Annotated in this window: 20 protein-coding genes and 2 tRNA genes; 11 read left to right on the top strand and 11 right to left on the bottom strand. The window is 68.1% G+C overall.

Annotation, left to right across the window (positions count from 1 at the left end; all coding sequences use genetic code 11):
• Position 1: 1 nt before the first annotated feature.
• The 5 genes from AC5RVZ_RS02565 to AC5RVZ_RS02545 form a co-directional block, all read right to left on the bottom strand.
• Positions 2-1,066, bottom strand: a complete 1,065-nt coding sequence (locus AC5RVZ_RS02565) for an ABC transporter substrate-binding protein (RefSeq protein WP_494064208.1) — start codon at positions 1,064-1,066, stop codon at positions 2-4.
• A gap of 68 nt (positions 1,067-1,134) precedes the next feature.
• The gene (locus AC5RVZ_RS02560) at positions 1,135-1,926 is read right to left on the bottom strand and encodes an ABC transporter permease (RefSeq protein WP_494064207.1); all 792 of its coding nucleotides are present in this window, start codon (positions 1,924-1,926) and stop codon (positions 1,135-1,137) included.
• Complete coding sequence (locus AC5RVZ_RS02555) at positions 1,926-2,795, bottom strand: ABC transporter permease (RefSeq protein WP_494064206.1); 870 nt, start codon at positions 2,793-2,795, stop codon at positions 1,926-1,928. The genes AC5RVZ_RS02560 and AC5RVZ_RS02555 overlap by 1 nt, the downstream gene beginning before the upstream one ends.
• Before the next feature lie 290 nt (positions 2,796-3,085).
• The gene (locus AC5RVZ_RS02550) at positions 3,086-3,883 is read right to left on the bottom strand and encodes an ABC transporter permease (RefSeq protein WP_494064205.1); all 798 of its coding nucleotides are present in this window, start codon (positions 3,881-3,883) and stop codon (positions 3,086-3,088) included.
• Positions 3,880-4,974: an ABC transporter ATP-binding protein gene (locus tag AC5RVZ_RS02545; RefSeq protein ID WP_494064204.1), complete on the bottom strand. Its 1,095-nt coding sequence runs from the start codon at positions 4,972-4,974 to the stop codon at positions 3,880-3,882. Before AC5RVZ_RS02545 ends, AC5RVZ_RS02550 begins: the two co-directional genes overlap by 4 nt.
• Before the next feature lie 61 nt (positions 4,975-5,035).
• Here AC5RVZ_RS02545 and AC5RVZ_RS02540 point away from each other — a divergent pair, with 61 nt between their 5' ends.
• Both AC5RVZ_RS02540 and AC5RVZ_RS02535 read left to right on the top strand, forming a co-directional pair.
• A complete protein-coding gene (locus tag AC5RVZ_RS02540; protein ID WP_494064203.1) occupies positions 5,036-6,052 on the top strand; it encodes a helix-turn-helix transcriptional regulator in 1,017 nt (338 codons plus the stop codon).
• 85 nt (positions 6,053-6,137) lie between these two features.
• A tRNA-Met gene (locus AC5RVZ_RS02535) sits at positions 6,138-6,213 on the top strand.
• Between the two features lie 62 nt (positions 6,214-6,275).
• On the opposite strand, the gene AC5RVZ_RS02530 is transcribed toward AC5RVZ_RS02535, so the two are convergent.
• Positions 6,276-7,373: a hypothetical protein gene (locus AC5RVZ_RS02530; RefSeq protein ID WP_494064202.1), complete on the bottom strand. Its 1,098-nt coding sequence runs from the start codon at positions 7,371-7,373 to the stop codon at positions 6,276-6,278.
• A 300-nt stretch (positions 7,374-7,673) separates the two neighbouring features.
• On the opposite strand from AC5RVZ_RS02530, the gene AC5RVZ_RS02525 reads away from it, so the two are divergent.
• A complete protein-coding gene (locus AC5RVZ_RS02525) occupies positions 7,674-8,972 on the top strand; it encodes a cation:proton antiporter (protein ID WP_494064201.1) in 1,299 nt (432 codons plus the stop codon).
• Positions 8,973-9,127: 155 nt separating this feature from the next.
• Here AC5RVZ_RS02525 and AC5RVZ_RS02520 read toward each other — a convergent pair whose 3' ends face one another.
• Together AC5RVZ_RS02520 and AC5RVZ_RS02515 are read right to left on the bottom strand one after the other, a co-directional pair.
• Positions 9,128-10,381 carry a glycoside hydrolase family 43 protein gene (locus AC5RVZ_RS02520; protein WP_494064200.1) on the bottom strand — a complete coding sequence of 418 codons (1,254 nt, stop codon included), beginning with the start codon at positions 10,379-10,381 and terminating at the stop codon, positions 9,128-9,130.
• Positions 10,382-10,497: 116 nt separating this feature from the next.
• The gene (locus tag AC5RVZ_RS02515; protein WP_494064199.1) at positions 10,498-12,663 is read right to left on the bottom strand and encodes a glycosyl hydrolase 53 family protein; all 2,166 of its coding nucleotides are present in this window, start codon (positions 12,661-12,663) and stop codon (positions 10,498-10,500) included.
• A 363-nt stretch (positions 12,664-13,026) separates the two neighbouring features.
• Here AC5RVZ_RS02515 and AC5RVZ_RS02510 point away from each other — a divergent pair, with 363 nt between their 5' ends.
• The 6 genes from AC5RVZ_RS02510 (at position 13,027) to AC5RVZ_RS02485 (ending at position 20,467) form a co-directional block, all read left to right on the top strand.
• Positions 13,027-14,328, top strand: coding sequence for an ABC transporter substrate-binding protein (locus AC5RVZ_RS02510; protein ID WP_494064717.1), 1,302 nt, complete (start codon positions 13,027-13,029; stop codon positions 14,326-14,328).
• Between the two features lie 74 nt (positions 14,329-14,402).
• Positions 14,403-15,371, top strand: a complete 969-nt coding sequence (locus AC5RVZ_RS02505; protein ID WP_494064198.1) for a carbohydrate ABC transporter permease — start codon at positions 14,403-14,405, stop codon at positions 15,369-15,371.
• Complete coding sequence (locus AC5RVZ_RS02500) at positions 15,364-16,182, top strand: carbohydrate ABC transporter permease (protein WP_494064197.1); 819 nt, start codon at positions 15,364-15,366, stop codon at positions 16,180-16,182. The genes AC5RVZ_RS02505 and AC5RVZ_RS02500 overlap by 8 nt, the downstream gene beginning before the upstream one ends.
• A gap of 8 nt (positions 16,183-16,190) precedes the next feature.
• Positions 16,191-19,196 (top strand): beta-galactosidase, LacZ type, encoded by a 3,006-nt coding sequence (gene lacZ, locus AC5RVZ_RS02495; RefSeq protein ID WP_494064196.1) that lies wholly within the window; start codon positions 16,191-16,193, stop codon positions 19,194-19,196.
• Positions 19,196-20,209: a LacI family DNA-binding transcriptional regulator gene (locus AC5RVZ_RS02490; protein ID WP_494064195.1), complete on the top strand. Its 1,014-nt coding sequence runs from the start codon at positions 19,196-19,198 to the stop codon at positions 20,207-20,209. Before lacZ ends, AC5RVZ_RS02490 begins: the two co-directional genes overlap by 1 nt.
• Positions 20,210-20,281: 72 nt before the next feature.
• Entirely contained in the window at positions 20,282-20,467 is a 186-nt protein-coding gene (locus tag AC5RVZ_RS02485) for a LuxR C-terminal-related transcriptional regulator (RefSeq protein ID WP_494064194.1), read from the top strand.
• A gap of 254 nt (positions 20,468-20,721) precedes the next feature.
• Here AC5RVZ_RS02485 and AC5RVZ_RS02480 read toward each other — a convergent pair whose 3' ends face one another.
• Positions 20,722-22,137: an HNH endonuclease signature motif containing protein gene (locus AC5RVZ_RS02480; RefSeq protein WP_494064193.1), complete on the bottom strand. Its 1,416-nt coding sequence runs from the start codon at positions 22,135-22,137 to the stop codon at positions 20,722-20,724.
• Between the two features lie 379 nt (positions 22,138-22,516).
• Here AC5RVZ_RS02480 and AC5RVZ_RS02475 point away from each other — a divergent pair.
• A tRNA-Met gene (locus AC5RVZ_RS02475) sits at positions 22,517-22,593 on the top strand.
• 47 nt (positions 22,594-22,640) lie between these two features.
• On the opposite strand, the gene AC5RVZ_RS02470 is transcribed toward AC5RVZ_RS02475, so the two are convergent.
• Together AC5RVZ_RS02470 and AC5RVZ_RS02465 are read right to left on the bottom strand one after the other, a co-directional pair.
• Entirely contained in the window at positions 22,641-23,951 is a 1,311-nt protein-coding gene (locus AC5RVZ_RS02470; RefSeq protein ID WP_494064192.1) for an Nramp family divalent metal transporter, read from the bottom strand.
• A gap of 117 nt (positions 23,952-24,068) precedes the next feature.
• Complete coding sequence (locus AC5RVZ_RS02465) at positions 24,069-25,004, bottom strand: dihydrodipicolinate synthase family protein (protein ID WP_494064191.1); 936 nt, start codon at positions 25,002-25,004, stop codon at positions 24,069-24,071.
• A gap of 145 nt (positions 25,005-25,149) precedes the next feature.
• Between AC5RVZ_RS02465 and AC5RVZ_RS02460 the strand changes: the two genes are divergently transcribed.
• Positions 25,150-26,172 carry a LacI family DNA-binding transcriptional regulator gene (locus AC5RVZ_RS02460; protein ID WP_494064190.1) on the top strand — a complete coding sequence of 341 codons (1,023 nt, stop codon included), beginning with the start codon at positions 25,150-25,152 and terminating at the stop codon, positions 26,170-26,172.
• Positions 26,173-26,272 lie beyond the last annotated feature (100 nt).

Genomic DNA, 26,272 nt, shown 5'->3' with positions numbered 1-26,272 from the left:
GTCAGGAGGCGCGCAGGCGGGTCCAGCCGTCCTGGAAGTAGGCCAGCGCGTCGCCCGGGTCCACGATGAACTCGGAGTTCAGGAGCGAGTCGGCCGGTGCGTAGATCGCCGGGTTCTCGACCAGCGACTGGTCCGAGACGAGTTCGAGCGCCGCCTCATTGGTGGATGCGAGCGAGGCGTCGTCGGTGAGAAGCGCTGCGACCTCGGGGCGCAGGGTGTAGTTCAACCACTCGTAGGCGGCGTCCAGTTTGCTCGTGCCTTCGACGATCGAGAAGCTGTCGGTCCAGAGCGTGCCGCCTTCCTCGGGGAGGATGTAGTGGACGTCGGGGTTCGCCTCGACGGCCTTGGCCGCCACCGTGCCGCTGTACGCCTGCGCGATGCATGCGTCGCCGGCTCCGACCAGGTCGGCGTAGTTCTGGCTGTTGTAGCCGGCGAGGAGCGGCTTCTGCTCGAGGAGCTTCTCGGTGCCCACCTTGATGTCGGCTTCGTCGGTGGTCGTCGCGCTGAGCCCTGCGACCTGCAGGCCGGCGATGTAGGCGGACAGCATGTTGTCGAGCATGTAGATCTTGCCGCTGAATGCCGGATCCCACATGTCGGCCCAGCCGGTGATGGGGCGGCCGGTGCATGCCTCGTTGTAGAGGATGCCGGTGGTGCCCCACGCCCACGGGATGCTGTGCTCGTTGCCGGGGTCGAAGGAGGGGTCGACGAACTTCTCGGCCAGGTTGTCGAAGCCCTCGAGCTTGTCGTGGTCGATCTGGGCGATGAGGTTGCGCTCGACGAGGAGCTGAACCGCGTACTGGCTCGGCTCGACGATGTCGTAGCCGGAGTTGCCCGCTGCGAGCTTGGAGATCATCGTCTCGTTGCTGTCGAACGTGTCGACGGTCACCGAGATGCCGGTCTCTTCCTCGAAACCGGCGATGACCGAGTCTGGGATCTCGCCGGCCCACGCGTAGATGCTGAGGCTCTCGGCGTCGCCGTCGGCGCTCGAGGCGGAGGAGCATGCGGTGAGGCTGGTGACGGCCGCGACGGTGAGTACCGCACCGATGGCCAGCTGACGCTTGTGCATGTGGAGCCTGCTTTCGTGGTGGGTCGTGGGTGTGTTCGGGTGGAGGAAGGGTCGGGATGCCGGCGCGCTCATGCGCCGGTGGCCGGTGCTCCGGCGAGGATGCGGCGCATCTGGGCAACGCCGACCACGAGGATGACTCCCAGGGTCGCGACGACGAGGAGGGTGCCGAGAGCGTTCAGTTCGGGTGTGAGGCCGGTGCGCAGAGTGCTGTAGATGCGCAGTGGCAGCGTCGTCGTGCCGACACCGGAGGTGAACGTCGAGATGACGATGTTCGAGAACGACGTGGTGAAGCTGAGCAGGAACGCAGCCGTCAGCGAAGGGCGCAGCAGCGGCAGGATGACGCGACGGAAGGTGTCCCACGGGCTCGCACCAAGATCAGCGGCGGCCTCGGTCAGGCTCGGGTCGAGCGTGCTCATGGCGCCCAGGAGGACCAGGGTCGACAGCGGCAGCGTGACGACCATGTGCCCGAGGATCAGGGTGACGTACCCGGTCGGCATCCCGACCGTCGAGAAGATCGTCAGCAGCGAGACGCCCAGGACGATCTCGGGCACGATGAGCGGGATGAGGATGGCGCCGAGGAAGAGCGCGCGCCCCTTCACGCGGAATCGGGCGAGGCCGTAGGCCGACAGCAGCCCCAGCACGGTGGAGAGCAGGGCTGCCGCGAAGCCGACGATCGCGCTCGTGCGCAGTGCGTCAGCCAGCGCTTCGTCACGGAACAGCTCGGCGTACCAGGCGAGGGTCAGGCCGTCGAATCGGTATCCCACCTCGGACGCGTTGAACGAGTACACGATCAGAGCGGCGATCGGAATGTAGAGGAAGACGAAGATCGCGCCGGCGATCCAGGCGATGATGCGGTCCATCAGCGGGCCTTCCGCGGGTTGCGACCGCGCAGGAGGAGCGCGGAGAGGAGGATCGAGAGCAGCATGAGCGCGAGCACGACCATCGAGAGCGCAGCGCCGAGCGGCTGGTTCCGGAACTCGGTGAACAGGGTGACGATGAGGTTGCCGACGAGGGGGTCCTTCCCTCCGCCGAGCAGCACGGGGATGACGAACACCCCGAGGGTCGGCACGAACGTGAGGATCACCGACGAGACCAGCCCCGACGACGACAGCGGGATGAAGACGCGCAGGTGCGTCTGGATCGAGCTGGCGCCGAGGTCGGCCGCCGCCTCGCGGAGCGACGGGTCGACGGCCCGCAGCGACGCGTAGATCGGGAAGACCGCGACCGGAAGGAACGCGTACAGGAGCGAGAGCGTCACCGCGAGCTGCGAGGGCACGAGCGAGGTCGCGTCGAGTCCCAGCAGGCGCAACACGGGGATGAGGGGCCCACCCGAGCCGAGCAGGGTGATCCAGGCGAAGGTGCGCACCAGGAAGTCCGTCAGGAACGGGATGATGACGAGCACCAGCAGCACCGGCTGCGTTCGTGCCGACCGCGTGGCGATGAAGTAGGCGACGATGTAGCCGATCACCGTGCAGATCACGGCGTTGAGCGCCGCCATGCCGAGGCTGTAGCCGAGCGTCTTGGCATAGACCGGGTCGAGCAGCTTGCCGTAATTCTCGAGCGTGAAGCCGCCGAGGTTGCCGCCGAGGGGGTCGCTGACGGCGAAGCTGTCACGCAGGATGACCAGCATCGGCACGACGACGAGGAGGACGATCACCGCAGTCGCCGGAAGCAGCAGAAGGTAGCCGGCGAGTGCCTTCGGTCGGCGCGACTGCGGGGTGGATGTCATGACGGTCCTTGCGTTCGGATGCCGTCCATCCTTCGGCAACCCGGCGGAGCGATGCGGGAAACTCGCAACGAATCCCGCAGTCGGCAGGTTTCTCGTTGACGCGTTTCGAAGAACACCGTGTGACGGGGACGCCGCTCGGTCCGCCGACTCCCGGAATCACGCGCCCCGGCGAACGCGTTTCCACTCGCGTAAATCGCGGGGAGCGTTCGGTCGTTGAGCGAGCGAGCACCCGCGAGCGGAAGGGCCGGATGCCTCGCGCCGAGGCATCCGACCCTTCAAGGCGTGAGGTGTCAGCTGCTCTTGCGCATCGCGCGCACACCGACCCAGAGGCCGACCACGGCGAGCGCGAGCGCGGCGACCCAGCCCCACAGCACCGTGATGTCGCCGAGGTCACCGGCGAGCAGGGCACGCTCGGCCTGCACCACCCAGTTCACCGGGTTGACGGTCGCGACCGCCCTCATCCAGGCCGGTCCCTCATCGAGCGGCAGCAGCATGCCCGACAGAATCAGCAGCGGGAAGATGAGCGTCTGCTGCACGCCCCAGAACAGCCACTCGCGGTCCTTGGTCTTCAGCGCCAGCGTGTACGACAGCGCACCGAGGCCCACGCCGAACACGGCCAGCAGTGCCAGGCCGATCACGAGCCCGGGCACGTGGATGCTGAACCCGAACGGCCACGCGATGAGGACGATGAGAAGCGCCTGCACCACGATCGGCGCGATCTCCTTGAGCGCCCGGCCGACCAGCAGCGACGATCGCGACAGCGGCGCGACGAGCGTGCGCTCATGGGAGCCGGTCATCATCTCGTACTGCAGGTTCGACCCGGTCGCCCCGGTGCCGAACAGCACGATCATCACGAGCACGCCGGGGACGAACCACTGCAGCGTCTCCCCCACCGGCTGCCCCGACGAGCCGACGAGCAGCGGCGCAAACAGCCCGAGGAAGACCAGCGGCTGCACGAGGCTGAAGATGAGCGTGAACGGATCCCGCATGACCGGCTTCAGCTCGCGGGTGAGCACGTTCCAGGTGTCACGGGCGGCGTTGGCCCGCACCACGGTGTCGGGTCGGCGTTCGTCGTGCATGGTGGTCATCGGTTCGCTCCCGTCGCCTGGGCCGCCGGCGCGGTCTGCGCCGCGGCATCCGTCTTCTTCGCAGCCTCGGGCGCCTGGGGCGCCTCAGCCTCGGCCGCTCCTTCTTCTTCGACCGGCTCGCCCTCGCCCGCTTCGCGCAGCGTCCGTCCGGTCAGCGCGAGGAACACGTCGTCGAGGGTCGGCGGCACGCCCGTCGCGCGCTGCACCTGGATGCCGGCGGCATCCAGCGCCCGCACCGCGGTCGGCAGCAGCGCGTCGCCCTCCGGCGCGGTGAGCACGACGTCTGCCTCACCCTCCCGCCGCACTTCGCGGTCGGTGAGCCGCTGCACCACGGCGACAGCGGCATCCGCATCGGCCGGGGTGGTGAAACCGAAGGTGAGCAGGTCGCCGGCGAGGTTCGCCTTCAGGTGCGCCGCGGTGTCGTCGGCGATCACCCGCCCCCTGTCCATGACCATGACGCGCTCGGCGTAGCGGTCCGCCTCCTCCAGGTAGTGGGTGGTGAGGAAGATCGTGGTGCCGTACTTCGCGCGCAGGTCGAGGATGTGCTGCCACAGGTTCGCGCGGCTCTGCGGGTCGAGCCCCGTCGACGGCTCATCGAGGAAGATGAGCGGCGGCGCGTGCATGAGGCCGAGCGCGATGTCGAGCCGGCGCTTCTGCCCGCCCGACAGCTGCTGCACCGAGCGGTTCGCGAAGCCCGCGAGATCGAGCGACGCGATCAGCTCGTCGGCGCGCGCACGGGATGCCGCCTTCGACATGCCGTAGAACGCGCCCTGGCTCAGCAGCTCGTCGCGTGCCCGCTGCGAGAAGCTTCCGCTGGTGAGCTGGCCGACGTAGCCGATGCGGGCGCGCACGTCGGCGGGCTGCGTCAGGATGTCGTGGCCGACGACGCGGGCCGTGCCCGAGGTCGGCGGGATGAGGGTGGTCAGCATGCGCAGGCTCGTCGACTTGCCCGCGCCGTTGGGTCCCAGGAACGCGACGAGCTCGCCGCGCGAAACCTGGAAGGTGAGGTCGGTGACCGCCTCGACGGTCTTCTTCTTGACGGTGAAGCGTTTGGTCAGGCCCTGCGCTTCGATGATCGGTTCCTTCGCCATGGACTCAAGCTAGGAGCCAACCCGGACAGATCCCGTCCGCGTTGTGAGGCAATCTTGAGTCATGTCCGACACGACGACACGAGCGCTGTCGCTGCTGAATCTGCTGCAGACGCACCGGCACTGGCCCGGCTCCGAGCTCGCCGCCCGGCTGGGCGTGACCGAACGCACGGTGCGGCGGGATGTCGAGCGCCTGCGCGACCTCGGCTACCGCATCGAGTCCACACCGGGCGCCGCGGGCGGCTATCGCCTCGAGGCCGGGAGCGCCGTGCCGCCGCTGCTGCTCACCGACGAGGAGGCGGTCGCCATGGCGATCGGGCTGCGGGTGGCGGCATCCCAGCGCCTCGTCAGCGGACCCGAGACGACGATCACGGCGCTCGCGAAGCTCGAGCAGGTGCTGCCCGCTCCCCTGCGGCGACGCGTGAACGCGCTCGCCGAGACGGTGCAGCCGGCCGGCATCAACGCCGGCGCCGCCGTCTCGAGCGAAGTGCTCGGCGAGCTGGCGCTGGCCTGCCGTGACCACGAGCGGGTGCGGTTCACCTATACGGCGGCATCCGGTGCGGTCACGAAACGTCGTGTCGAGCCCCACGCGCTCGCGCCCGCCGACCGGCACTGGTACCTGCTGTGCTGGGATCTTGAGAAGGACGACTGGCGCACCTTCCGCGTCGACCGGCTGGCGGATGTCGAGCACACGCGCGTGCTGTTCACGCCCAAGCCCCTCACCCCGGAGCAGATCGAGGAGTTCATCTTCGTCGCGCGGTCGTGGGTGCGGCAGGCTGTCGAGGCGGATGCCGTCATGGAGATGCCGCTCGGCCAGATGCGGGAGCGTTTCGGCCAGTGGAGCCAAGGCGCCACCGCTGAGGACGAGCACCGCACGCGCTGGCCGGTCGGCGGGTCGGACTTCCGCGAGACGATGTACGGGTTCTCGTGGATACCGGCGGGCGTCGAGTACACCACCGACCTCGCCGAGCCGGAGCGCAGCGAGCTGCGCGAGACCCTCGAGCGGATGCTGCGAGCGCTCGATGCTCCCCCGCCTTCGTCGCGGCCCGATTCCGCCCGGGCCGATCAGCCGCGCGACTGACGACCCCCGTCACGCACAGACGCATAGCGAAACCATCCGCAACGCTGATGCGCCACCACGCCTGGCCCTCTACCGTAGGTGGCATCGCGGCGATCCGGGCGGTCCCGGGCACCGGCTCATAACCGGCTGCGCTGCGGGTTCGACTCCCGCCGTCGCGTCCACGTCGAACGGCCCGTGCTGGATGCGCTTGCGCTGCGCCGGCCCATGCGAGCCGGCGCAGCGATCAGCGAAGCGTGAAGGTCACGGTCTGGGCGTTACCCTCGACGTCGTAGACGACCAGGGTGTTCGCACCGCGCACGGCGCCGAACGTGCCCGGCTTGACGGACTCGAGCTCGTACGACTCCCCTGAGAGAGGCGTCACGACACCGTTGATGGCGAAGCGGTCGAGGCCGCTCTCGTCGTCGGACAGGGCGAAGCTGACCTTGTTGTACGAGTTCCCGTTCCGCCCACCGCCATGCAGGACCGTGAACGGCGCCCCGTGCTTCACGGCTACCGCGGGAGCGGTCGTGTCCGCCTCTGCGAGAGTCACCGTGAAGGCCGGGTTCCAGAAGTAGTTCCAGACGGCAGTCGAGTCGAAGTAGTACGAGCCGTCCCGCTCGGTCACCGTGAACTGGGTGTTGTCGCCGGCCGTCACGTCGGCGATGCGGTACCCGTCGGGAACGGTCAGCCGCACGCCGAGGTCGCCGGGGAGGTGGTACCTGTAGCCGGATCCCTGGAACGCCTCGTAGGTGCCGGCCTGGAACCAGTACTCCGTCGCCGGATACCACTGGTCACCGGAGCCGAGTTCGATGCCGGTCAGCCCGGGCACCGGAGTGCCGTCAGCGAGCTGCACTTTCGCAACCAGCCGGAGCGCGGTTGTGCCGATGAGGCGATCCTCGCCGTCCTCGTCGATGACGACGGGCAGCGTGCCCTGCGTTCCGAAGTACTCCGTGGTAGCCAGGCGCGTGATGTCCGCGGCGCTCGTCGCCCCGGTCGCGTCGAACAGGACCGTGTTGGCCGGGTCGTGTCCCACGTAGAGCGTCGCGGGACCGACGGGAACGTCGGTGAACCGGTAGACCCCGTCCGCGTCAGCACTGGAGTACCAGCGCTTGCCGTTCACGTCCACCAGCTGTGCGGAAGAGGATGAGTTGAGGCTGTCGACGTCTCCGCTCGGAGCCGTCTTCGACGTGTCGAACAGCCCGTCGGGGTATCGGTCGTCGAAGCGCGTGACGGCGAGGTCGCCGGTTGCGGCGTCCGTCGTCTCGTCCGCCATGGCCGGCAGCGGTGCAGCGACCACCGCGAGAGCGATCCCCGCCCCCGCGAGCCCGTGAATTCTTCGCATGTCATCCTCACGTCGAATGGAGTTCCGTCCGGGCGGTTCCGCCCAGGTTGAAGATACGGGCGCGCGACCGGCCACCATCCCGCGGAGCGAGTGTGTTCACGCGGCCGTCCCCAGGCATTAACCGCAGGAGGTGAGAGCAGGGACGGGCGCGGCGGGGAAGTCTCATCTCCGTCCGGCCCTCACCGCTCCGGTGGCGCGTAGCGTGGAACGGCCGGCACGGGCCCGCAACAGTCGGGTTCATTCGACGAAGCGTGCCGCCGCCCCTATCGGGGTGCCGGCTCGAGAGGGGACGGTCGGGCGGTGGAACTCGATCCTGTCGGACTGCTCTATTTCGCCGGCGGCATCGCCACGCTGGTCGCCGCCCTTCTTCCTCGGCTCCTCGGCAGGGTGCCGGTGTCGATGCCCATGGTGTTCGTCGGCGCCGGCATCGCGGCGTTCGCCCTGTTCCCGAACTTGCCCGACCCCGACCCGGTCACGCACTCGTCTTTCGCGCTCCATCTCACGGAGCTGTGCGTCATCGTGTCGCTGATGGGTGCCGGGCTCGCGATCAACCGCGCCTTCAACTGGCGCACCTGGTCGACGACGTGGAGGCTGCTTGCCATCACGATGCCCCTGTCCATCGCGGCCGTGGCGGTCTTCGGATGGTGGGGCCTGGGCTTGGGGGCAGCAAGCGCCCTTCTCCTGGCCGCGGCTCTCGCCCCGACCGACCCGGTGCTCGCCAGCGAAGTGCAGGTCAGTGAGCCCCTCACCGACGACGAGGAAGCCGACGACGATGAAGCGCGCTTCGCCATCACGTCCGAGGCCGGCCTCAACGACGGGCTCGCCTTCCCGTTCACCTACGCCGCGATCGCCATCAGCCTCGCCGGGCTCGCTCCCTCCGGCTGGCTCGGGCAATGGCTGCTGCTCGATGTCGTGTGGCGGCTCGGCGTGGGCGTGGCCGTCGGGCTGGCGGCCGGCTGGCTTCTGCGCCGCCTCTTCTTCTCCTCGTTCTCTGAGCGGCTCGGTTTCACCCGCAAGGCGGATGGTTTCATCGCACTTGCGGCCACCTTTCTCGCGTATGGCGCAGCCGAGGTGGCGGAGGGCTACGGATTCGTGGCGGTGTTCGTGTGTGCGTGCACCATCCGAGCCGCTGAGAAGGCGCACGGACTTCACTCGGTGCTGCACACCTTCGTCGAGCAGGTGGAGCGTCTGCTCACCGTCCTCGTCCTCATCCTGCTCGGCGGCGCCGTCGCGCGCGGCATCCTCGAGTCGCTGACGCTCGCCGATGTTCTTCTCGCGGCGGCGATTCTCTTCGTCATCCGACCGCTCACGGGGTGGATCGCGCTTGCTCGAGGCAAGACCGGACCGCGCGAACGAGGCGTCATCGCGTTCTTCGGAGTGCGGGGTGTCGGGTCTCTGTTCTACATCGCCTACGGCTTGCAGCACGGTGACTTTCCCGGCGGCGAGCGCCTCTGGGCGATCGTGACCGTCGTGATCCTGGGTTCCATCCTCATCCATGGCTTGGCCGCCACCCCGACCATGGCGCTGCTCGATCGCGCGCGCCGGCGGCGCGCCGCACGCCGGGGGAAGCCGGATGCGGTCAAGGACACCCCGATCTGAACGCACAGGTCCACCCGCCTTGCGGATGGCGGAGCGGACCCGCCTGATGGCGTCGGCGCAGCAGACCAGCGGATACGACGCGACCGTGGGGCGGCATCCGTGTATCCGGATGCCGCCCCACGGCGCTGACGAGTCGGCAACGATGCCGGACGGAGCTACTCGATCGGCCACACCCAGCTGGACACCGGGTCGCCGTCGATGTCGGTACGCTGGCGAACCACGCTGACGTCGTTACCGGTCGCTTTCATCTCATACAGTTCGGTTCGGATGTTCTGCCGGTTCATGTTGTTGTGAAGCGCCATCATGAGCTGGCTCTTCTCTCCCTTGTCGGCGAAGGTCCAGAACAGCATCGAATGGCCCTTGTTCTCGGTGATCACGACATCTTCCTGGGTCCAAGGACCGGTGAGCTCGCCAGACTCGGAGCGGGCGCGTGTCACCACGTACTCGTTGTTGTGCTTGCGATAGCTGGTCCAGTACATCAGCAGCTCGCCACTGGCGGTCCGGAAGAACGAGGGGGCGTCGGTGACATAGGGAGGCAGCTGGACGTTGTCGGCTCGCGCCTCCTGTCCGTACCAGGGCGCGTCCGATCCCTTGAAGAGGTAGATCGGATCCCCGGTCCCACGACCGGTCAGGTCGCCGGCCTCATCTTGCTCGAGTCGGATCGCTTCGATGGTTCCGTCGATCTTCTGGATCCATTCGTGGGCGTACACCATCCACGGGGTACCGTCACGGTCGACGAAGAGTGTCCCGTCGAGAGTCATGAAGTCGGCCGGCGCGACGGGGCTCTCGGTGTTCACCATCTCGAAGGGGCCCATCGGCGAGTCCGACTTCGCCACGATGGTTCCGCGCGCCGTCTGCGTCTGCCAGATCTGCCCGCAGTCTCCACACGCCTGACCCTGCGTGGACGCTTCCGCGAGCACGGTGTTGCGGTTGTGCAGGGTTCCGAACCAGTAGTACTTCCCGTTGAAATACCAAGCTTCCGGCGCCCATGGCGCCTGGCGCGGATTCGCCCAGGTCCCCTCCGGCACGGTGAACACGGTCTGGGGCGCACACCAGTTCACCAGGTCGATGCTCATCCGAGCAGTCCTCCCCTGGTACAGGTAGTAGATGCCGCTGACAGGGTCGGGCATGATGAACGGGTCGTGCACGCCGATGTCAGGCAGTTTGTGCGTCGCCTCGCACGGCAGTTGGGTCGCGGCCCGGGCGCCGTGATCTCCGGCAACGAGGTCGTCTCCACTCCCGCTTCGTGCGTCTGAACGCTCCCGTTGATCGACGGTGCGACTGGTTGCCGCTGTCTCCGCCCCGGATGGCGCCGCCGACGAGCCGATCGCCAGCGGCAACAGGCCCGCGAAGGCGACAGCCACCACCGTGCCGATCGCTGTGAAGTTCCGTCCCAATACCTTGCTCATCGTTGAGTTCTCCTTTGGTTGGCGTCCGTCGGTGAAGCAACAGCGGTCCGCTCCTCGATGGCGGAGCGGGCCAGCGAGGTGGGGGCACCGCGCGCACGCGGCGCCCCCACCTGCGCTCAGAGGTCCTTGCGGTTCACCTCCGTGATCTCGCTGACGTTGCCGGCGTTGTCGGTCACGCGGAACGAGACGGTGCTCTTCGCATCGACCTGCAGCGGCCCGGTGTAGACCTGCCATTCACCGGCGGCCTGCTTGTTCTTCTGCGTGCTGTATTCGATGACGGCGACACCACTCAGTTCGTCGGTCGCCTCGACGACCAGCTTCTGATCGCCGGTCTTCGTGATCGACGTGATCACCGGAGCCGTCGTGTCGGTCACGACGTCGACGATCGCCTCGACGGCGCCGAACTCGGTGGTGCCGGCGACGGTGATCCGTCCCTCGGCGTCCTGAGCCCCGACCGACTGCCACGTGACGACGGTCGGCGAGACGGCGCCGCTCGCCACATCCAGCACGTCGACCGTCTCGGGCAGCGCCGGCACGTCGCCGACCTCCGACGCGACGTAGACCCGGTCCTCGAGCACCTGACGTGCGGCGCTCTTGTTGTACACGTCGATCGAGGTGTGCGGCTCACGGATGTTCGTGCCGGGCACCGTGCGGAACATCGACTGCCAGAACTGCGGCTCCCACGTGAGGACGGCGGCACCGCGGTTGTTCGGGATGTCGTTGACCATCGCGAACACGCGCTGCAGCGCGTCGGCCTGACCCTGGACGGTGCGCGGGTAGATCGCGTTGGGCATCGGCGCCCCGCCGCCACCCGAAGCCGGGTAGGAGGTCTCCGCGATCGCCATCTTGTACTCCGGGTGCTGCGCGCTGATCGTCTGGAGGTTGCGCTCCATCGTCTCCGCGGTGCCATGCCACTCGGGGTAGTACGAGTGGGCGATGTAGTCCGGCGCGAGCTCACGCGCTTCCAGCCGGCTCAGCACCTGGTTCCAGAACTCGCTCGCCATGTCCAGACCGCTGCGACCGTCGTACCCCTCGTTGCGCACGATCGAGTGCAGCTCGACGCTGGTCTCGGGCGAGGCATCCCGCACCGCGTCGATGCCGGCGCCCAGCAGCGCGGTGAAGCGGTCGAACGACTCGAGGTAGAGCGCGCGCTCGGCCGGGTCGTCCGAGTTCCAGTACTGCCACAGGATGCCGCCACCCGGCTGCGACTGATAGATGTGAGCCTGGTTGCGGAAGTAGGCGGGGTTGGCGCCCGTCCACACCGGCGCGCTGGCGTCGGCCGACAGCTTCGCTTCGCTGCCCCACATGAAGCCGTGCAGGATCTCGTTGCCCACGGCCACCTTGTCGGGAGTCGTGCCCTGGGCGACGAGCTGGTTCACGTAGTCGTACGTGAAGTCGTACACCGCGTCGGTGAGCTGGTCGAAGGGCAGCTCGGCCCAGGCGCGGGGCTTGGGCTGTTTGCCGGGGTCGGCCCAGGAGTCGGCGTAGTGGAAGTCCACCCCGAGTTGGAGGTCGCGGTCGGCGACGGCCTTGGCCGACACCAGCGACCGCGCCGGGCCCTGACGCGGCACGGCCGACGGCTGCCCGGTCGACTCGCTCCGCGGCTCGTTCCAGATGCGCAGGCGGACGAAGTCCATGCCGCGGTCCTTCGCCACGTCGAACAGGTGCGGCCCTGCGCCGCGGTCCTCTTCGAGCGGCGATACCCAGTACTGGTTGTTGTCGCCGTCGACACCGGACATGTCGGCACCGAGGACGACATCCTCCCGGAGGTAGTTGAAGACCTCCAGCTCGCGGATGCCGACCTGGGCGTCGCCGGACGCACCGAGCATCGTCACACGGATGAACCGCATGCCGGGGCTGGTGACGAGGTGCTCGGCGCCGGCGCTGGCGCGCACGGCGGAGCTCTCGTCGGCGACGGTGGACCAGTTCTCACCGTCGCTGGAGACGTCGATGACGTACCGGTACGCGGCCCCGGGGTCGGTGAACTCGAGGGCCACCTTCCGCGCGTTGTCATACGCCCCGCCGAGGTCCAGCGTCAGCGACTCACCGGCGGCTCCGATCCATGAGGTGGAACGGTCCTGATCGACGGCGAGTGCGGCGGTGTCTTCACCGCCCGTGGCCGAGACGCTCGTCCAGTACTTGCCGGCCAGGTTGCTCTCGACGGGATCGATCTCCGCTTGGCCGTAGAGACCGCTCGCGGGCGCGGCCAAGCCGACTCCCGCGAGCACCAGCACCGACGCGGCGCCGACTCCCGCACAAGTCCGCAGTGACTTCCTGTGCATTTCCTCTTCCTTCGCTCGGGTGCACCGCGGGTCGCTCGCCCTCGTCGTCGAGGCGATCGCGGTCCGGCCGGCACACCGTGCTCGCTGATGTGCGTCCCACAGTGAGCCCCGCACGTTGAAACGTGCAAACATCTCGGCCGAATGTGGCCGCATCCGGCCACCGTTCATTCCGTGAACCCAAGAAAACACTGGCGTGGTGACGTCACCAGTGTTACTTTGACGCCAGAGCAGGCAAGGTCGCCCTCTCACACGAAACCCGACACACGGACGCGTCGGAGTGTGCCGGGAGAGCGCCTTCCCCCGCCCTGCTCACCGCTAGAGGCATCTTGCGGAACAGACACTCGGAAGGATCCTGCGTTGAAAATGAATCGTTACAAGCGAGCCGGACTCGGTGCCCTCGCTCTCGCACTGCCCGCGGCGTTGCTTCTCACGTCGTGCAGCGGAGGCGGCAACGACGCCCAGTCCCCGGGCGACGACAACACCCTGACGGTCTGGGCCTGGGACCCGGCGTTCAACATCTACGCCCTCGAAGAAGCCGAGAAGATCTACCAGGAGGAGAACCCGGACTTCGAGCTCGAGATCGTCGAGGTGCCGTGGGAGGACCTGCAGACCCGCCTCACGACGCTGGCGCAGTCCCAGTCGTTCGACGAACTGCCCGACATCTTCCTCATGCAGAACAACGCGTTCCAGAAGAACCTCATCAACTACCCCGACCTGTTCAGCGACGTCGGGGCCGCCGACATCGACTTCTCCGAGTTCCCGGACTCGGTCGTGAAGTACTCCACGCTCGACGGGGTCAACTACGGCGTGCCGTTCGACTCCGGAACGGCCATCACGGCCCTGCGGACCGACGTGCTGGAGGCCGCCGGCTACACGATCGACGACTTCACCGACATCACGTGGGACACCTTCATCGAGCAGGGCAAGGATGTCCTCGCGAAGACCGGCAAGCCGCTGCTGTCGGGGCAGGCGGGCTCGTCCGACCTCATCGTCATGATGCTGCAGTCGGCGGGCGCGAGCCTGTTCGATGAGGAAGGCAACCCGACCATCGTCGACAACGACGCGCTCAACGCGGCGATCGATGTCTACACCGAGCTCGTCGAGGCGGGCGTGTACCTCGAGGTCAACTCGTGGGACGAGTACATCGGCACCTTCGTGAACGGGAACGTCGCCGGCACCCAGCAGGGCGTCTGGATCGTCGGCTCCATTCAGACCGCCGAGGACCAGAGCGGCCTGTGGGGCGTGACCAACGTCCCGTCCCTCGACGGGGTCTCGGGCGCGACGAACTACACCGCGAACGGCGGCTCGTCCTGGGCCATCTCGTCGAACGCCAACGTCGACCTCGCGGGAGACTTCCTCGCGGCCACCTTCGCCGGCTCGACCGAGCTCTACGACACGATCCTGCCCGCGTCGGGTGCGGTCGCGAACTGGATCCCGGCGGGCGAGAGCGACGTGTACGCCCAGCCGATCGAGTTCTTCGGCGGCGATGCCATCTTCGCCAAGGTTGTCGAGTACGGCTCCGAGGTCCCTTCGAACAACACCGGCGCCTACTACTACGAGGGCCGGGATGCCGTGAGCGCTGCCGTCACCCAGATCATGAACGGCACCGACCGCGACACGGCACTCGCCGAGGCGCAGGCCAACGTCGAGTTCGGCATGCAGTAACGCGATCCGTCGGCCGGCCGGGGTCTATCCCGGCCGGCCGGCTCCGCCGTCCCCTGCATGAAAGAGAGAACGACGTGGCATTTCAACTGAAAGCGCCCTCGAAGGCGCCGGAGAACGGCGGCGCCCCGCCGCTGGACAACTACATCGGACACAAGAAGCCCTGGCTGAACCCGAGCCGGCGCAGGAACCTGACCGGCTGGGGATTCCTCATCCCCGCGTCCCTGCTCATCGTCGGCATCAACTTCCTGCCGATGCTGCAGGCGTTTCTGCTGTCGCTGCAGACGGGACGCGGCTCGCGATTGAACTGGGCCGACCCGCTGTGGTTCAACTACGAGCGGATGCTCAATGACGAGATCTTCAAGCTCACGCTCCAGAACACCTTCATCTACCTGATCATCCAGGTGCCGGTGATGCTGATCCTGGCGATGATCCTCGCCAACCTGCTCAACGACAGGAACCTGAGATTCAAGGCCCTGTGGCGCACGGCGATCTTCCTGCCCTGCGCCGTCTCGCTGGTGTCGTACTCGCTCGTCTTCCGCACGCTCTTCGCGAACGACGGCTTCGTCAACGACATGCTGACCGGGATCGGCATCCTCGACAGCCCGGTCAACTGGCTGGGCGACGCCGAGACCGCGCGCTTCGTGATCATCCTCGGTCTGCTGTGGCGGTGGACCGGCTACAACATGGTGTTCTACCTGGCCGCGCTGCAGAACATCGACTACTCCAGCATCGAAGCCGCGCGCATGGACGGTGCCAACTCCTTCCAGGTCTTCTGGCACGTGACCGTCCCGCAACTGAAGCCGATGATCGTGCTCACCGCGATCCTGTCCACGAACGGCACGCTGCAGCTGTTCGACGAGTCCTGGGCGCTGACCCGAGGAGGCCCCGCATACATGACGATGTCGATGTCCCACTACCTCTACGAGGTGTCGTTCCTGAAGAACCCGAACTTCGGGTACGCGGCCGCGATCTCGTACGTGATCCTGATCCTCGTGGCGATCCTCGCCCTCGTCCAGCTGAGGGTCGGTGACAAGCGTGACTAAGACCAAGGCCAGACTCCGCCGCCTGCCGGGATACGCGTTCCTGACCGTGTTCGCGATCTTCTCGGTGTTCCCGCTCTACTTCATGGTGGTCTCGGCCACCAACACGAGTGCCGAGGTGCTGTCGTCCAAGCTCATCCCCGGGATACACCTCTTCGACAACGTCGCCAAGCTCTTCCAGACGCAGAACGTCCTCAGCGCGATGTGGAGCTCGGCGGCGATCGCCGTGGGCACCACGGTGCTCGCTCTCGCTGTGTGCTCGATCGCCGGCTACGGGTTCGAGGTCTTCCATTCGCGGGGCAAAGACATCCTGATGTCGGTGCTGCTGCTGGCGATCATGATCCCGTTCGCGGCGATCATGATCCCGCTGTTCCAGCTGTTCGCGTCCGTCGGGATGGTGAACTCGCTGTGGGCGGTCATCATCCCGACTGTCGCGACGCCGTTCCTGATCCTGCTGTTCCGGCAGGCGTCGCGGTCGTTCCCGCACGAGCTGGTCGAGGCCGCGCGGATCGACGGTCTGAGCGAGCTGTCGATCTTCGCGCGCATCTACATCCCGACCATGAGGTCGACGTTCGCCGCCGCGGCGGTGATCACCTTCATGATGGCCTGGAACAACTTCCTCTGGCCGAAGGTGATCCTCCTCGACAGCGACGTGTTCACCATGCCCATGCTGATCGCGAACCTCAGCGCGGGGTATGTCACCGACTACGGCGTGCTGATGCTGGCGGTCCTGCTGGCATCCCTGCCGACCATGGTCGTCTTCTTCCTGCTGCAGCGGGCTTTCGCCGAAGGGATCACGGGGGCGATCAAATGAGCATCGACATGAGCGTCGGCATCGTACGACTCGCCGATCCCACCTTCGTCTCCGAGAACCGTCGCCCGGCGCATTCGGATCATCGCTGGTTCCGCAGCGCCGTCGAGGCGCGGGCGGGAGTGAGCGGGTTCGAGCAGTCGCTCAACGGCACATGGAAGTTCCACTACGCCGAGAGCCCGGATGCCGTCGTCCCGGGCTTCCACGAGCCGTCCTTCGACAGCTCCAGCTGGGACGACATCCCGGTGCCCGCACATATCCAGCTGCACGGGTACGACCGTCCGCAGTACGTCAACGTGCAGTACCCGTGGGACGGCGTCGAGCAGATCGCGCCGGGGGAGATTCCCACACGGTTCAATCCCGTGGCCTCCTACCTCACGCGCTTCGCGCTCGACCAGCCGCTCCTCGAAGGCGAGTCGCTCAGCGTCACCTTCCATGGCGCCGAGAGCGCGATCGCCGTGTGGCTCAACGGGCGCTATATCGGGTACGCGACCGACAGCTTCACGCCGTCCGAGTTCGACCTCACGGATGCCGTCGTCGACGGTGAGAACGTCCTCGCCGCGCAGGTGTTCAAGTGGTCGTCCGGCTCCTGGCTCGAGGATCAGGACTTCTACCGCTTCTCGGGCATCTTCCGCGACGTGACGCTCTACCGCCGGCCCGTCGTGCACGTCGAGGATCTCCGGGTGCAGACCGAGCTCGACCTCGACGCCGCCACGGCGGACGTCGAGCTCTCGGTCACGCTTCACGGCGAGGGCAGCGTCTCCGCCCACCTGGACGGTGTGGGCACGCTGGAGAACCGCGGCGACGGCCGCTTCGGCATCCGCATCGAGAGCCCGCGCCTGTGGAGTCCGGACAGTCCGGCGCTGTACGACCTCACGATCGAGGTGCGTGGCGACGACGGCGACCTCGTCGAAGTCATCCCGCAGCGGATCGGCGTGCGCCGGTTCGCGATCGATGACGGCGTGCTGACCCTGAACGGCACGCGAGTGGTCTTCTTCGGCGTGAACCGGCACGAGTTCGGGCTGCGCGGCCGCGTCATGACGCGGGACGAGATCGCGGAGGACCTCAAGGCGCTCAAGCGCGCGGGGGTGAACGCCGTCCGCACCAGCCACTACCCGAACAGCACGCCGTTCTACGAGCTCGCCGATCGCTACGGGCTCATGGTGATCGACGAGATGAACCTCGAGACGCACGGGCTGTGGGATCGTGTCCGCAAGTTCGGCGCGTCGATCGACGAGGCCGTTCCCGGTGACCGTCCGGAGTGGATGCCGGCGCTCCGCGACCGTGCGGTGAACATGTTCGAGCGCGACAAGAATCACCCGAGCATCGTGATCTGGTCGCTCGGGAACGAGTCCTACGGCGGGTCGAACCTGCGGGACCTCGCCGACTGGTTCCGCTCGGTCGACTCACGGCCGGTGCACTATGAAGGCGTCGACTGGGACACCCGCTATCCGGAGACCACCGATGTCGTGAGCCGGATGTACACGCCCTCCGCCGAGGTCGAGGCGTACCTCCGCGACCACCGCGACAAGCCGATGATCCTGTGCGAGTACGCCCACGCCATGGGCAACTCGTTCGGGGCGGTGGACGAGTACGTCGACCTGGCATATCGCGAGCCGCTGTTCCAGGGCGCGTTCATCTGGGACTTCGCCGACCAGGCCATCGCCCTCACCGACAGGTACGGGCAGCCGTTCTTCGGCTACGGCGGCGACTGCGGCGAAGCTCCTCACGACGGCGAATTCTGCGGCAACGGCATCTACTTCGCGGACCATTCGCCGACGCCCAAGCTGCAGGAGGTCAGCTACCTCTATCAACCGCTGCGGATCCGGCTCGGCGACGCCTCCTTCGAGGTCGACAACCGCCTGCTCGCCACGTCGTCGGAGGCGTTCGAATGCGTCGTGTGGCTGGCTCGCGAAGGCGAGGTGCTCGACGAAGCCCGAGTGGAGACGGCGTGCCCGCCGCAGCGGCGCGCCACGTACGCCCTTCCCTTCGCGGTGCCGTCATCGCCGGGCGAGTACACCATCGACGTCTCGTTCCGCCTGCGGGACGAGACCGAATGGGCTCCGGCCGGCCACGAGGTCGCCCGGGAGCAGCGCGTGGTCGCGGTTGCGGGAACTCCCGCGACCGTGAGCGCGCCGGCTCCTCGGGTCGTGGTCGGAACCCACAACGTCGGGGTGCACGGCGACCGGTTCTCGGTGCTGTTCTCGCGGCTTCACGGCGGCTTGCAGTCGTATCGCTTCGGCCCCGATCCCGCGGCCGCCGACGAGCTGCTCGCCACCATCCCGAAGCCCTTGTTCTGGCATGCCCCGACCTCGAATGAACGGGGATGGGACGGGCCGTTCGAGGACGGGCAGTGGCTGCTCGCCAGCCGGTACGCCCGTGCCGACGAGCCCGCCGACGTGGGCTTCCGGTCGGACGGATCCACGGCGACGGTGACCTTCCGCTACGCCTTGCCCACCGCGCCGGCCACCGAGTGCGTGGTCGACTACCGCGTGGACGGCGCCGGACGGGTCACCGTGACCCAGACGATGGAGCTTCTCGAGGGCCTTCCTGCGCTGCCCGAGTTCGGGATGCTGTTCGCCACCAGGCCGGAGTTCCGTAACCTCCGCTGGTACGGCGAGGGACCCGAGGAGTGCTACATCGACCGCCGGAACGGTGCCCGGCTGGACGTGTATGAAGGAGATGTGCGCGAGCAGCTCACCCCCTACCTGCGGCCTCAGGAGGCCGGCAGCCGGACGGGTGTGCGCTGGGCCGAGGTGACAGATGACCGGGGGCGGGGCATCCGGATGGAGAGCGCCGACACCATGGAGTTCTCGGCCCTGCCGTGGACGCCGTTCGAGATCGAGAACGCGCTGCACCACACGGAGCTGCCGCCGATCCATCGCACGATCCTGCGCCCGGCGCTGATGCGTCGCGGGGTCGGCGGAGACGACTCGTGGGGTGCCCGGACGCTCGAGAAGTACCACCTGCCCGCGGAGGGGATGCTCCGCTTCGAGTTCTCCTTCCAGGGCTTGTGATGGAGCGCCTTCGCCGTCCGTCGCTGCGGGATGTCGCCGACCGCGCCGGCGCGTCGGTGCAGACCGTCTCGCGTGTGGCGAACGGCGAGCCGAACGTGACCGACGCGCTGCGCAGCCGGGTGCTGACAGCCATGAACGAGCTCGGGTACCGCCCCAATGCCGCTGCGAGAGCGATCCGGCGCGGGGCATTCCACACTGTCGGGGTCGTCTATCACGACCTCGTCAGCGTCGGCGTGCACCGGTCGGTGGAGGCGATCTCGAAATGCGCGGCCGAGCAGGACTACGCGACGACGCTCATGCCCATCGCCGTCACGTCGAGTCAGGCCGCCGATGGCGCGTTCATGCGCCTGGGCGAGATGGCGGTCGACGCGATCATCGTGGTGCTGCCGGACCACTTCGATGCGGTCGAGTCGCTTCACATCCCGCCGGGTGTGCCCATCGTCGTGATCGGACCTCCTGTGCTCGCCGGCGCCGCCGCGCTCGACTTCGACCAGCGGCTGGGCGCGCGGATGGCGGTGGAGCACTTGCTCGCGCTGGGTCACGACACCGTGCACCACATCGGCGGACCGCCGGGGTCGTACGCGGCGGAGAGCCGACTGTCGGAGTGGCAGGTGATTCTGCGCGAGCGCGGTCGGCCGGTGCCGGATGCGCCCCGCGGGGACTGGACGCCGGCATCCGGCTACCGCGCCTTGCAGGTGCTTTTGGAGCGGGAACGTCCGTCTGCGGTCTTCGTCGCGAACGATCAGATGGCCCTCGGCGGCTACCGCGCGATCCAGGAGGCGGGTTTGCGTGTGCCCGCCGACATTTCGGTGGTCGGCTTCGACGATGTCGCGGAGGCCGCGATGTATGCGCCGCCCCTGACGACCATCGCGGAGGACTGGACGCAGCTGGGCCGTGAGGCGGTGCGCGCGGCGCTCGGGTTCCGACCGGGCGCCGACGCGCCCGCGGTGACGTTGCCCACCCGGCTGGTGGTGCGGGATTCGACGGCACGGCCGGGCGGAAGCCGGGCCTGATGTGCGAGGACCGAGGAGGGTTCGTCTGACATGGACGCGGGGGCATCTCGTCGGGGTGATGCGCCGGCTCCATTGACGCAGGCGGAGCTGCGCGTCCTCGCCGAGTACGCGCGCGGACGTTCGTTGAACGAGATCGCGTCGAGCATGTTCCTTTCGGAGCGATCCGTGCGTCGCCGGCTGCGTGTCGCGCGTGAGGCGTTCGGCGTCGAGACGACGATCGAGGCCGTGGTCGTCGCGGTGCGGCGGGGGCTGCTCTGATCGTCCTCGGTCGTTGAGCGGGCGAGAGACACCCCGCTTCATCCGTCGCTGAGCTCGTGCGAGCCCCGACGAACGAGACGAAACCGCTCACTGGGCTCGCGAGGTTCTGGCAGGCGCGCCTGGGCGGCGACGCGTCAACGGCCTGGGTGCGCCCGCAGACGACGCGGACGCCGTGATGACCCTGCCGCTCGAGGAGATGCGCCAGCGCTTCGGCCGGTGAGCGCAATGCGCTCGGCGGAGCGCGATGGCCCGGCCTACGCGGATCGGGCGCGTCTGAGTTCGCTGAGCAGGAGCCGGTTCGGTTCGCGCCAGGGTCGTTGTGGGTCGACCCAGCCGGGTGGTCGCACCTGTGGCGAGCCGTCGACCATGCGGATCTCCCACCCGCTGCTCTCGATGCCGCGATGGTGATGCCAGCACAGCAGCACCCCGTTGTCGACGGAGGTCGGGCCGCCCTTCGCCCAGTCCACGACATGGTGCACTTCGCACCAAGCAGCGGGAACCGTGCAACCCGGGATGATGCAGCCACCGTCGCGGGCGCCGATCGCCTTCCGCTGCCAGTGGTTGAACACCCGATCCTCGACGCGCAGTTCCTTGATCGCGCCGTTGGCGCCAAGCGTGAGCCGGTGAATCGTCCCGTGACAGCCGACGTGACGGGCGAACGCGGCAGGCACCGGCACGGGGCCGTCGGCGCTCTCGATGAACGCGACCCCGTCCGGCCGATTCAGGTCGTCGGCGGTCGTGGTGACGATCAGGGTCGGCGCCGCCCCGCCCAATGTCGGCGTCTCGGCCGCGCCGACCGCGGCGGACAGGATGGACGCGAAGGCGTCGTGCCGTTTCTGTTCGATGGTGCGAGGGTCGGGCACGCACTCGTCCGGTGCGCCGTCAGCGCCGCGGTCGACGAACCGCGGGCGACGGTCCTGCGCCCGCGGATTGAGGTGCGCGTCGACGAGCCGGTCGAACTGTGCCGCGACGTCTTCGGTGACATCGCCGTAGATCCGACGAAGCCCCCGGCGTGACCGACGACTGATCCGGATCCCTCTCATGCGCTCCGCGTGCTCTTCGTCGGGCAGAGTGCCGTCGGGGTCGAGGAACAGCGCCCAGGTGGTCGCCATCACCTTCAACTCGTGGATGCCGCACGCCGGCGCGTCATCCCCACCTACGGCAGCCCGGACGAGCTCGAACTCCGCGGCCTCGAGGTCGTCGACCGAGCACCGTCCGAGCAGCGGGCGGAGCGCGTCGCCGATCGTGGTCAGCGCGTCGGCACTGAGTCGCCCCGACGCCAGCGCCACGCGGGCATGCTCCAGCGGTGCCGGACGGGACTGCCCCGTCAGCGTCATCCGGCCGGTGATCGCCTGGCCATCCCGCAACCGCGCGCGGGCCGTCGCCGGCGACACCAGCGTCGTCCGCTCCAGCACTTCCGCAGCGGACCCGCACCCGAACTGCGTCGTGATGGCCTCGTCGCCGAACCCTGCATCCGCGCGACGCCCCACCTCCCCCGCGAGAGTCTGACGCGCAGCATCCGCCACCCGCCCCAGCCGCTCGACGACGCCCAGCGCGTCGATCAACTCCCGGTGCGAAAGACCCTGCTGCGCCTGGCCGGTCAGCGCCGGCTCGAGCACGTCGCGGAGGCGATCTGCGATGCCCTGAAGGTCGGCGAGCGGGAAGTTCATACCCTCATCCTGGCCAGGGGGTCCGACATTCCCTCAGCGTAAAGCCCAGGTCACGGGCGCTTCTGTGGACAACCTAACAACGAGCGATTCTGTGGAGGAACCGGTGCCGGACTCCTACCGCTCCCCACATCGCATGAGCGGCGCACCGATCGGCCAGCGAGCGCCACCGGGCGAGAGGAAACACCCCCGCCGCTTGCCCCGGTCGTTGAGCGAGCGAAGCGAGACGAAACGCCTCGCCACGCCGCCGGCCCCCCGTTCGTTGAGCGAGCGAAGCGAGACGAAACGCCGCCGCCACCCCGCCTGTCACGCACAGACCCATAGCGAAACCATTGTTCACGCTGATGCGCCGCTACGCCTGGGCCTCTACCGTGGGTGACATCGCGGCGATCCGGGCGGTCCCGGGCACCGGCTCATACCCGGGGTGCGTTGCGGGTTCGACTCCCGCCGTCGCGTCCACATGCGAGAGGCGGGTCCGCCGCAACGAACCCGCCTCCTCTTGAAGCTCACCCGCCGATCAGCGTGACCAGCAGTCGCACCGATAGGGCGAGCACCGCAACCAGACCGATGACGCCCAGCAAGTTCTGCCACCAGCGGTTGCGCATGTCGCCCATCAGCGAACGCCGGTTCGCCATGACGATGATGAGCGCAGCGAGCACGGGCGCGACGAAGATCGTGAAGGCCTGTGCGATGACGATCAGCTGCACGGGCGACGTCTGGAAGATGAGTGCGACGATGACGCCGAAGGCGAGGATGCTGCCGCTGATGATCTTCGCGGACCGGGAGCTCGACGACGCACCGCGGCCGAGGCCATCGGAGAGCATGGTTCCGCCGGCAGTGGCGTTCGCGATCATCGATGAGAACGCGGCGCCGAAGAACCCAAGCGCGAAGACGGCCGATCCGATGGGGCCGGCGAGCGGCTCGAAGATGCCGGCAAGTGCGACGATCGTGGGCGCCGCTTCGCCGGTCTTGCCGAGGACGGCCGCGGCGACCACGATGACCAGGGCGGTCATGACGCCGGGGGCGACGATGCCGGGGATGGTGTCGACGATCGTGACGTCACGGTAGTCCGCCTCGGTGCGACCCCGCTCCTTGGTGCCGTAGGACGTGTAGAACGCCGCGTTGATCGAGAAGTTCGTGCCGACCAGGGCGACGATGAGCAGCCAGGAGCCGTCGGGCACGGCGGGAAGCAGTCCCGCCCCGGCTGCCGCCCAATCCGGATTGGACACGAACGCCGACACGACGAAGGCGACCGCCATGAGCGCGACGATGGCGACGAGCACCTTCTCGATGACGCGGTAGACGTTGCGCAGGAGAAGGAGCGCGGCGACGGCGACCGTGCAGATGACGGTCCACATCACGGGGTTGCCGCCGAACAGCATCGAAAGCCCCAGGCCCGAGCCGACGGCATTGCCCACGGAGAAGCAGAGGGTGATGAGGAAGATGCCGATGCCGGCGACGACGCCGACCCAGGTGCCGAGGTGCTCTTTGATCGAGGCGATGAGCGACACCGGGGACTTGATGCCGAGACGGACGCTCATGTCGGTGAGGAAGATCATCAGGATCGTCGAGACGACGATCACCCAGATCAGCGCGTACTGGTAGCCGCTGCCCGCCTGGACGGCGGTGGTGAGGTTGCCGGGCCCGAACTGCCACGCACCCGCCACGAAGGCGGGGCCGATGAGGGCGAGCTGCTGCCAGAAGGAGCGACGCGTGCTGCGGGCGTTCACGATGCTTCTCATCGTGTCAGTCGAGACGCGGCCGTAGCCCGTTCCGGGCGTCGTGGAGGTGTGGCGGTCGGTGGTGCGATTGCTCATCGTCGATCCTTCGTCGCTGGGCGGCGTCGTTGCCGCGAAGTCGTCGTTGACTGGGTGCTCAGGGGTGAGGTCGGGGTGAGGGGCGGCGATCGGGCGGACCGCCGCCCCTCAGGAGGGTCAGGCCGAGACGGTGACCTTGCCCAGACCGGCGGAGGCGAACGCGGCGGCGATCTCGGCATCCGCGCCGTCGGGAAGCGGCAGCAGCGGCGTGCGCACGGTCGCGTGCTCGAGGATGCCGCGGTTGACCAGGCCCCACTTGAGCGCGACGGTGCCCTCCATGTGCGAGCCGCGGTGGTAGACGTTCTTCGTCACCGGCAGCAGCCGCTCGTGGATCTCGTGCGCGCGGGGGTAGTCCTGCGCCTTGCCGGCCTCGATGAGCTCCACGAGCGCCTCCGGGGCGATGTTCCCGTAGCCGACGAGCAGGCCGTCGACATCGAACATCGTCGGGAGCAGGTACTCGTCGTGGCACGACAGGATCTGCAGGTCGGGGTACGCGGCGCGGAGCGCGGGGATCTCGGTGTACCAGCGGCGCATGTTGCGCACGCCGTTCTTCGTGGCGAACACGCCCTCCTGCCCCGCGATCTCGAGCTGGGTGTCGAGGTCGTACGACGCCTTGGTGTTGTCGGGGTACTGGAAGAGGATGAGCGGAAGACCGGACTCCTCGTAGATCTCGCGGTACCGCGACTGCGGTGCGCCGTCCTGGAAGCCGAAGCGCAGCCACCCGTGCGAAGGGTAGACGAGACCGGCGGCGGCGCCCGCCTCGACCGCCTTCTTGGCCTCGAGCGCGGCGGTCTTGTTGCCTTCCTTGGTGATGCCCGCGATGACCGGAACACGGCCCTCGGTGGACGCGACGAACGCGCGGATGACGTCGAGCTGCTCCTCCTCGGTGAGGAAGGTGCCCTCGCCTGCGTGACCGAGGACGACGAGGCTCTTGACGCCGTCGATCGAGCCGAGCCACGAGCCCAGGCGCTCGATGGCGTCGTAGTCGACGTCGCCATCGGTGGTGAACGGGGTGACGGGGGCGGGGTTCAGTCCGCGCAGGTCCAGGGACATCGTTGGCTCCTCAGTTGAATCGATACCTTGCGGAAACGTTGTCGGGAACGTTTGCAAGAACGATTGCAAGTATGCTTGCCGGAGCGGATGCTGTCAAGCAATCGCGTAGGCGGGGCTAGATTGACTCGCACGGAGGGAGGTGGCCGTGAGCGATCGCATCGATGCGTCGGTGGTGACGCTTCGCGATGTCGCCGTCGCCGCCGGCGTCAGCATCTCGACCGTCAGCCGGGTGCTCGACGAGAGGACGCGCCCGTCGCGCTCCGCCACCGCCGAGAAGGTGCGGCGGATCGCCGACGAGCTCGGCTACCGTCGCAATGTCTTCGCGTCGAGCCTCCGTCGCGGGGAGACTGCGACCATCGGCGCGCTCGTTCCGCGTCTCGCCGACACCGTCATGGCGCTCATGTTCGAGGCCATCGAGCGGACTGCCCGCGCGCGCGGCTATTTCGCCGTCGTCGCGACGTGCGGGGACGACCCGGAGGAGGAGCGCCAGGCGACTGAGCGCCTCCTCGATCGTGGGGTCGACGGCCTCATCCTCGCAACCGCCCGCCTCGACGATGCGCTGCCGGCATCGCTGCGCGAGCGCGGCATCCGTCACGCTCTCGTCCTGCGCACCGACGGGGTGAGCCCCTCATCGCTCGGCGATGACAACGCGGGCGGATATTTCGCCGCCCGCCACCTCCTCGACCTCGGCCACCGCGATATCGCCGTCGTCACCGGTCCGTCGTTCACGTCGAGCGCGCTGGATCGTCTCGCGGGCGCCACACGGGCCGTGACGGAACAGGGTGCGTCGCTGCGGCCCGACCGGATCCTGTCGACCGGCTACGGCGTCGAAGCCGGCGTCGGCGCAGGTCACGCCCTCCTCGACACCGACGACCGGCCGACCGCGATCTTCGCTGCCAACGACAACCTCGCCATCGGGGTCGTGAGCGTCGCGACGAAGCTCGGCCTCAGCGTCGGCCACGATCTCTCCGTCGTCGGGTACAACGACATCCCGCTCGCGGCGCAGCTGCCCGTGCCGCTCACGTCGGTGAAGGTGCCATTCGACCAGATCGCCGCCTCCGCGATGGATCAGCTCTTCCACCCGACGCCCGGCGAGCGCGCGAACCTGCGCCGCTTCATGCCCACCCTGATCCCCCGCCGCTCCACCGCACCGCTCGCCGGTCGCTGAGCGAGCGAAGCGAGACGGAACGCCTTCACGCCCGTCGAGAAGCCACGAGGAACGGCCAGAGGCACCGAGACGCCGCAGCGCGTCACACACCGCGCCCCGG

The sequence above is a fragment of the Arthrobacter sp. Cza30 genome, assembly GCF_059090765.1.
This window is presented reverse-complemented; position numbering and strand designations above follow the sequence as displayed.

Bases quoted from the DNA above. Each gene is read 5' to 3' on its own strand.
- AC5RVZ_RS02550 (WP_494064205.1), bottom strand. From the start codon at position 3,883: ATGACCACCATGCACGACGAACGCCGACCCGACACCGTGGTGCGGGCC.
- AC5RVZ_RS02465 (WP_494064191.1), bottom strand. From the start codon at position 25,004: ATGTCCCTGGACCTGCGCGGACTGAACCCCGCCCCCGTCACCCCGTTC.
- AC5RVZ_RS02565 (WP_494064208.1), bottom strand. From the start codon at position 1,066: ATGCACAAGCGTCAGCTGGCCATCGGTGCGGTACTCACCGTCGCGGCC.
- AC5RVZ_RS02520 (WP_494064200.1), bottom strand. From the start codon at position 10,381: ATGAGCAAGGTATTGGGACGGAACTTCACAGCGATCGGCACGGTGGTG.
- AC5RVZ_RS02515 (WP_494064199.1), bottom strand. From the start codon at position 12,663: ATGCACAGGAAGTCACTGCGGACTTGTGCGGGAGTCGGCGCCGCGTCG.
- AC5RVZ_RS02555 (WP_494064206.1), bottom strand. From the start codon at position 2,795: ATGACATCCACCCCGCAGTCGCGCCGACCGAAGGCACTCGCCGGCTAC.
- AC5RVZ_RS02540 (WP_494064203.1), top strand. From the start codon at position 5,036: ATGTCCGACACGACGACACGAGCGCTGTCGCTGCTGAATCTGCTGCAG.
- AC5RVZ_RS02545 (WP_494064204.1), bottom strand. From the start codon at position 4,974: ATGGCGAAGGAACCGATCATCGAAGCGCAGGGCCTGACCAAACGCTTC.
- AC5RVZ_RS02490 (WP_494064195.1), top strand. From the start codon at position 19,196: ATGGAGCGCCTTCGCCGTCCGTCGCTGCGGGATGTCGCCGACCGCGCC.
- AC5RVZ_RS02560 (WP_494064207.1), bottom strand. From the start codon at position 1,926: ATGGACCGCATCATCGCCTGGATCGCCGGCGCGATCTTCGTCTTCCTC.
- AC5RVZ_RS02530 (WP_494064202.1), bottom strand. From the start codon at position 7,373: ATGCGAAGAATTCACGGGCTCGCGGGGGCGGGGATCGCTCTCGCGGTG.
- lacZ (WP_494064196.1), top strand. From the start codon at position 16,191: ATGAGCGTCGGCATCGTACGACTCGCCGATCCCACCTTCGTCTCCGAG.
- AC5RVZ_RS02510 (WP_494064717.1), top strand. From the start codon at position 13,027: ATGAATCGTTACAAGCGAGCCGGACTCGGTGCCCTCGCTCTCGCACTG.
- AC5RVZ_RS02480 (WP_494064193.1), bottom strand. From the start codon at position 22,137: ATGAACTTCCCGCTCGCCGACCTTCAGGGCATCGCAGATCGCCTCCGC.
- AC5RVZ_RS02470 (WP_494064192.1), bottom strand. From the start codon at position 23,951: ATGAGCAATCGCACCACCGACCGCCACACCTCCACGACGCCCGGAACG.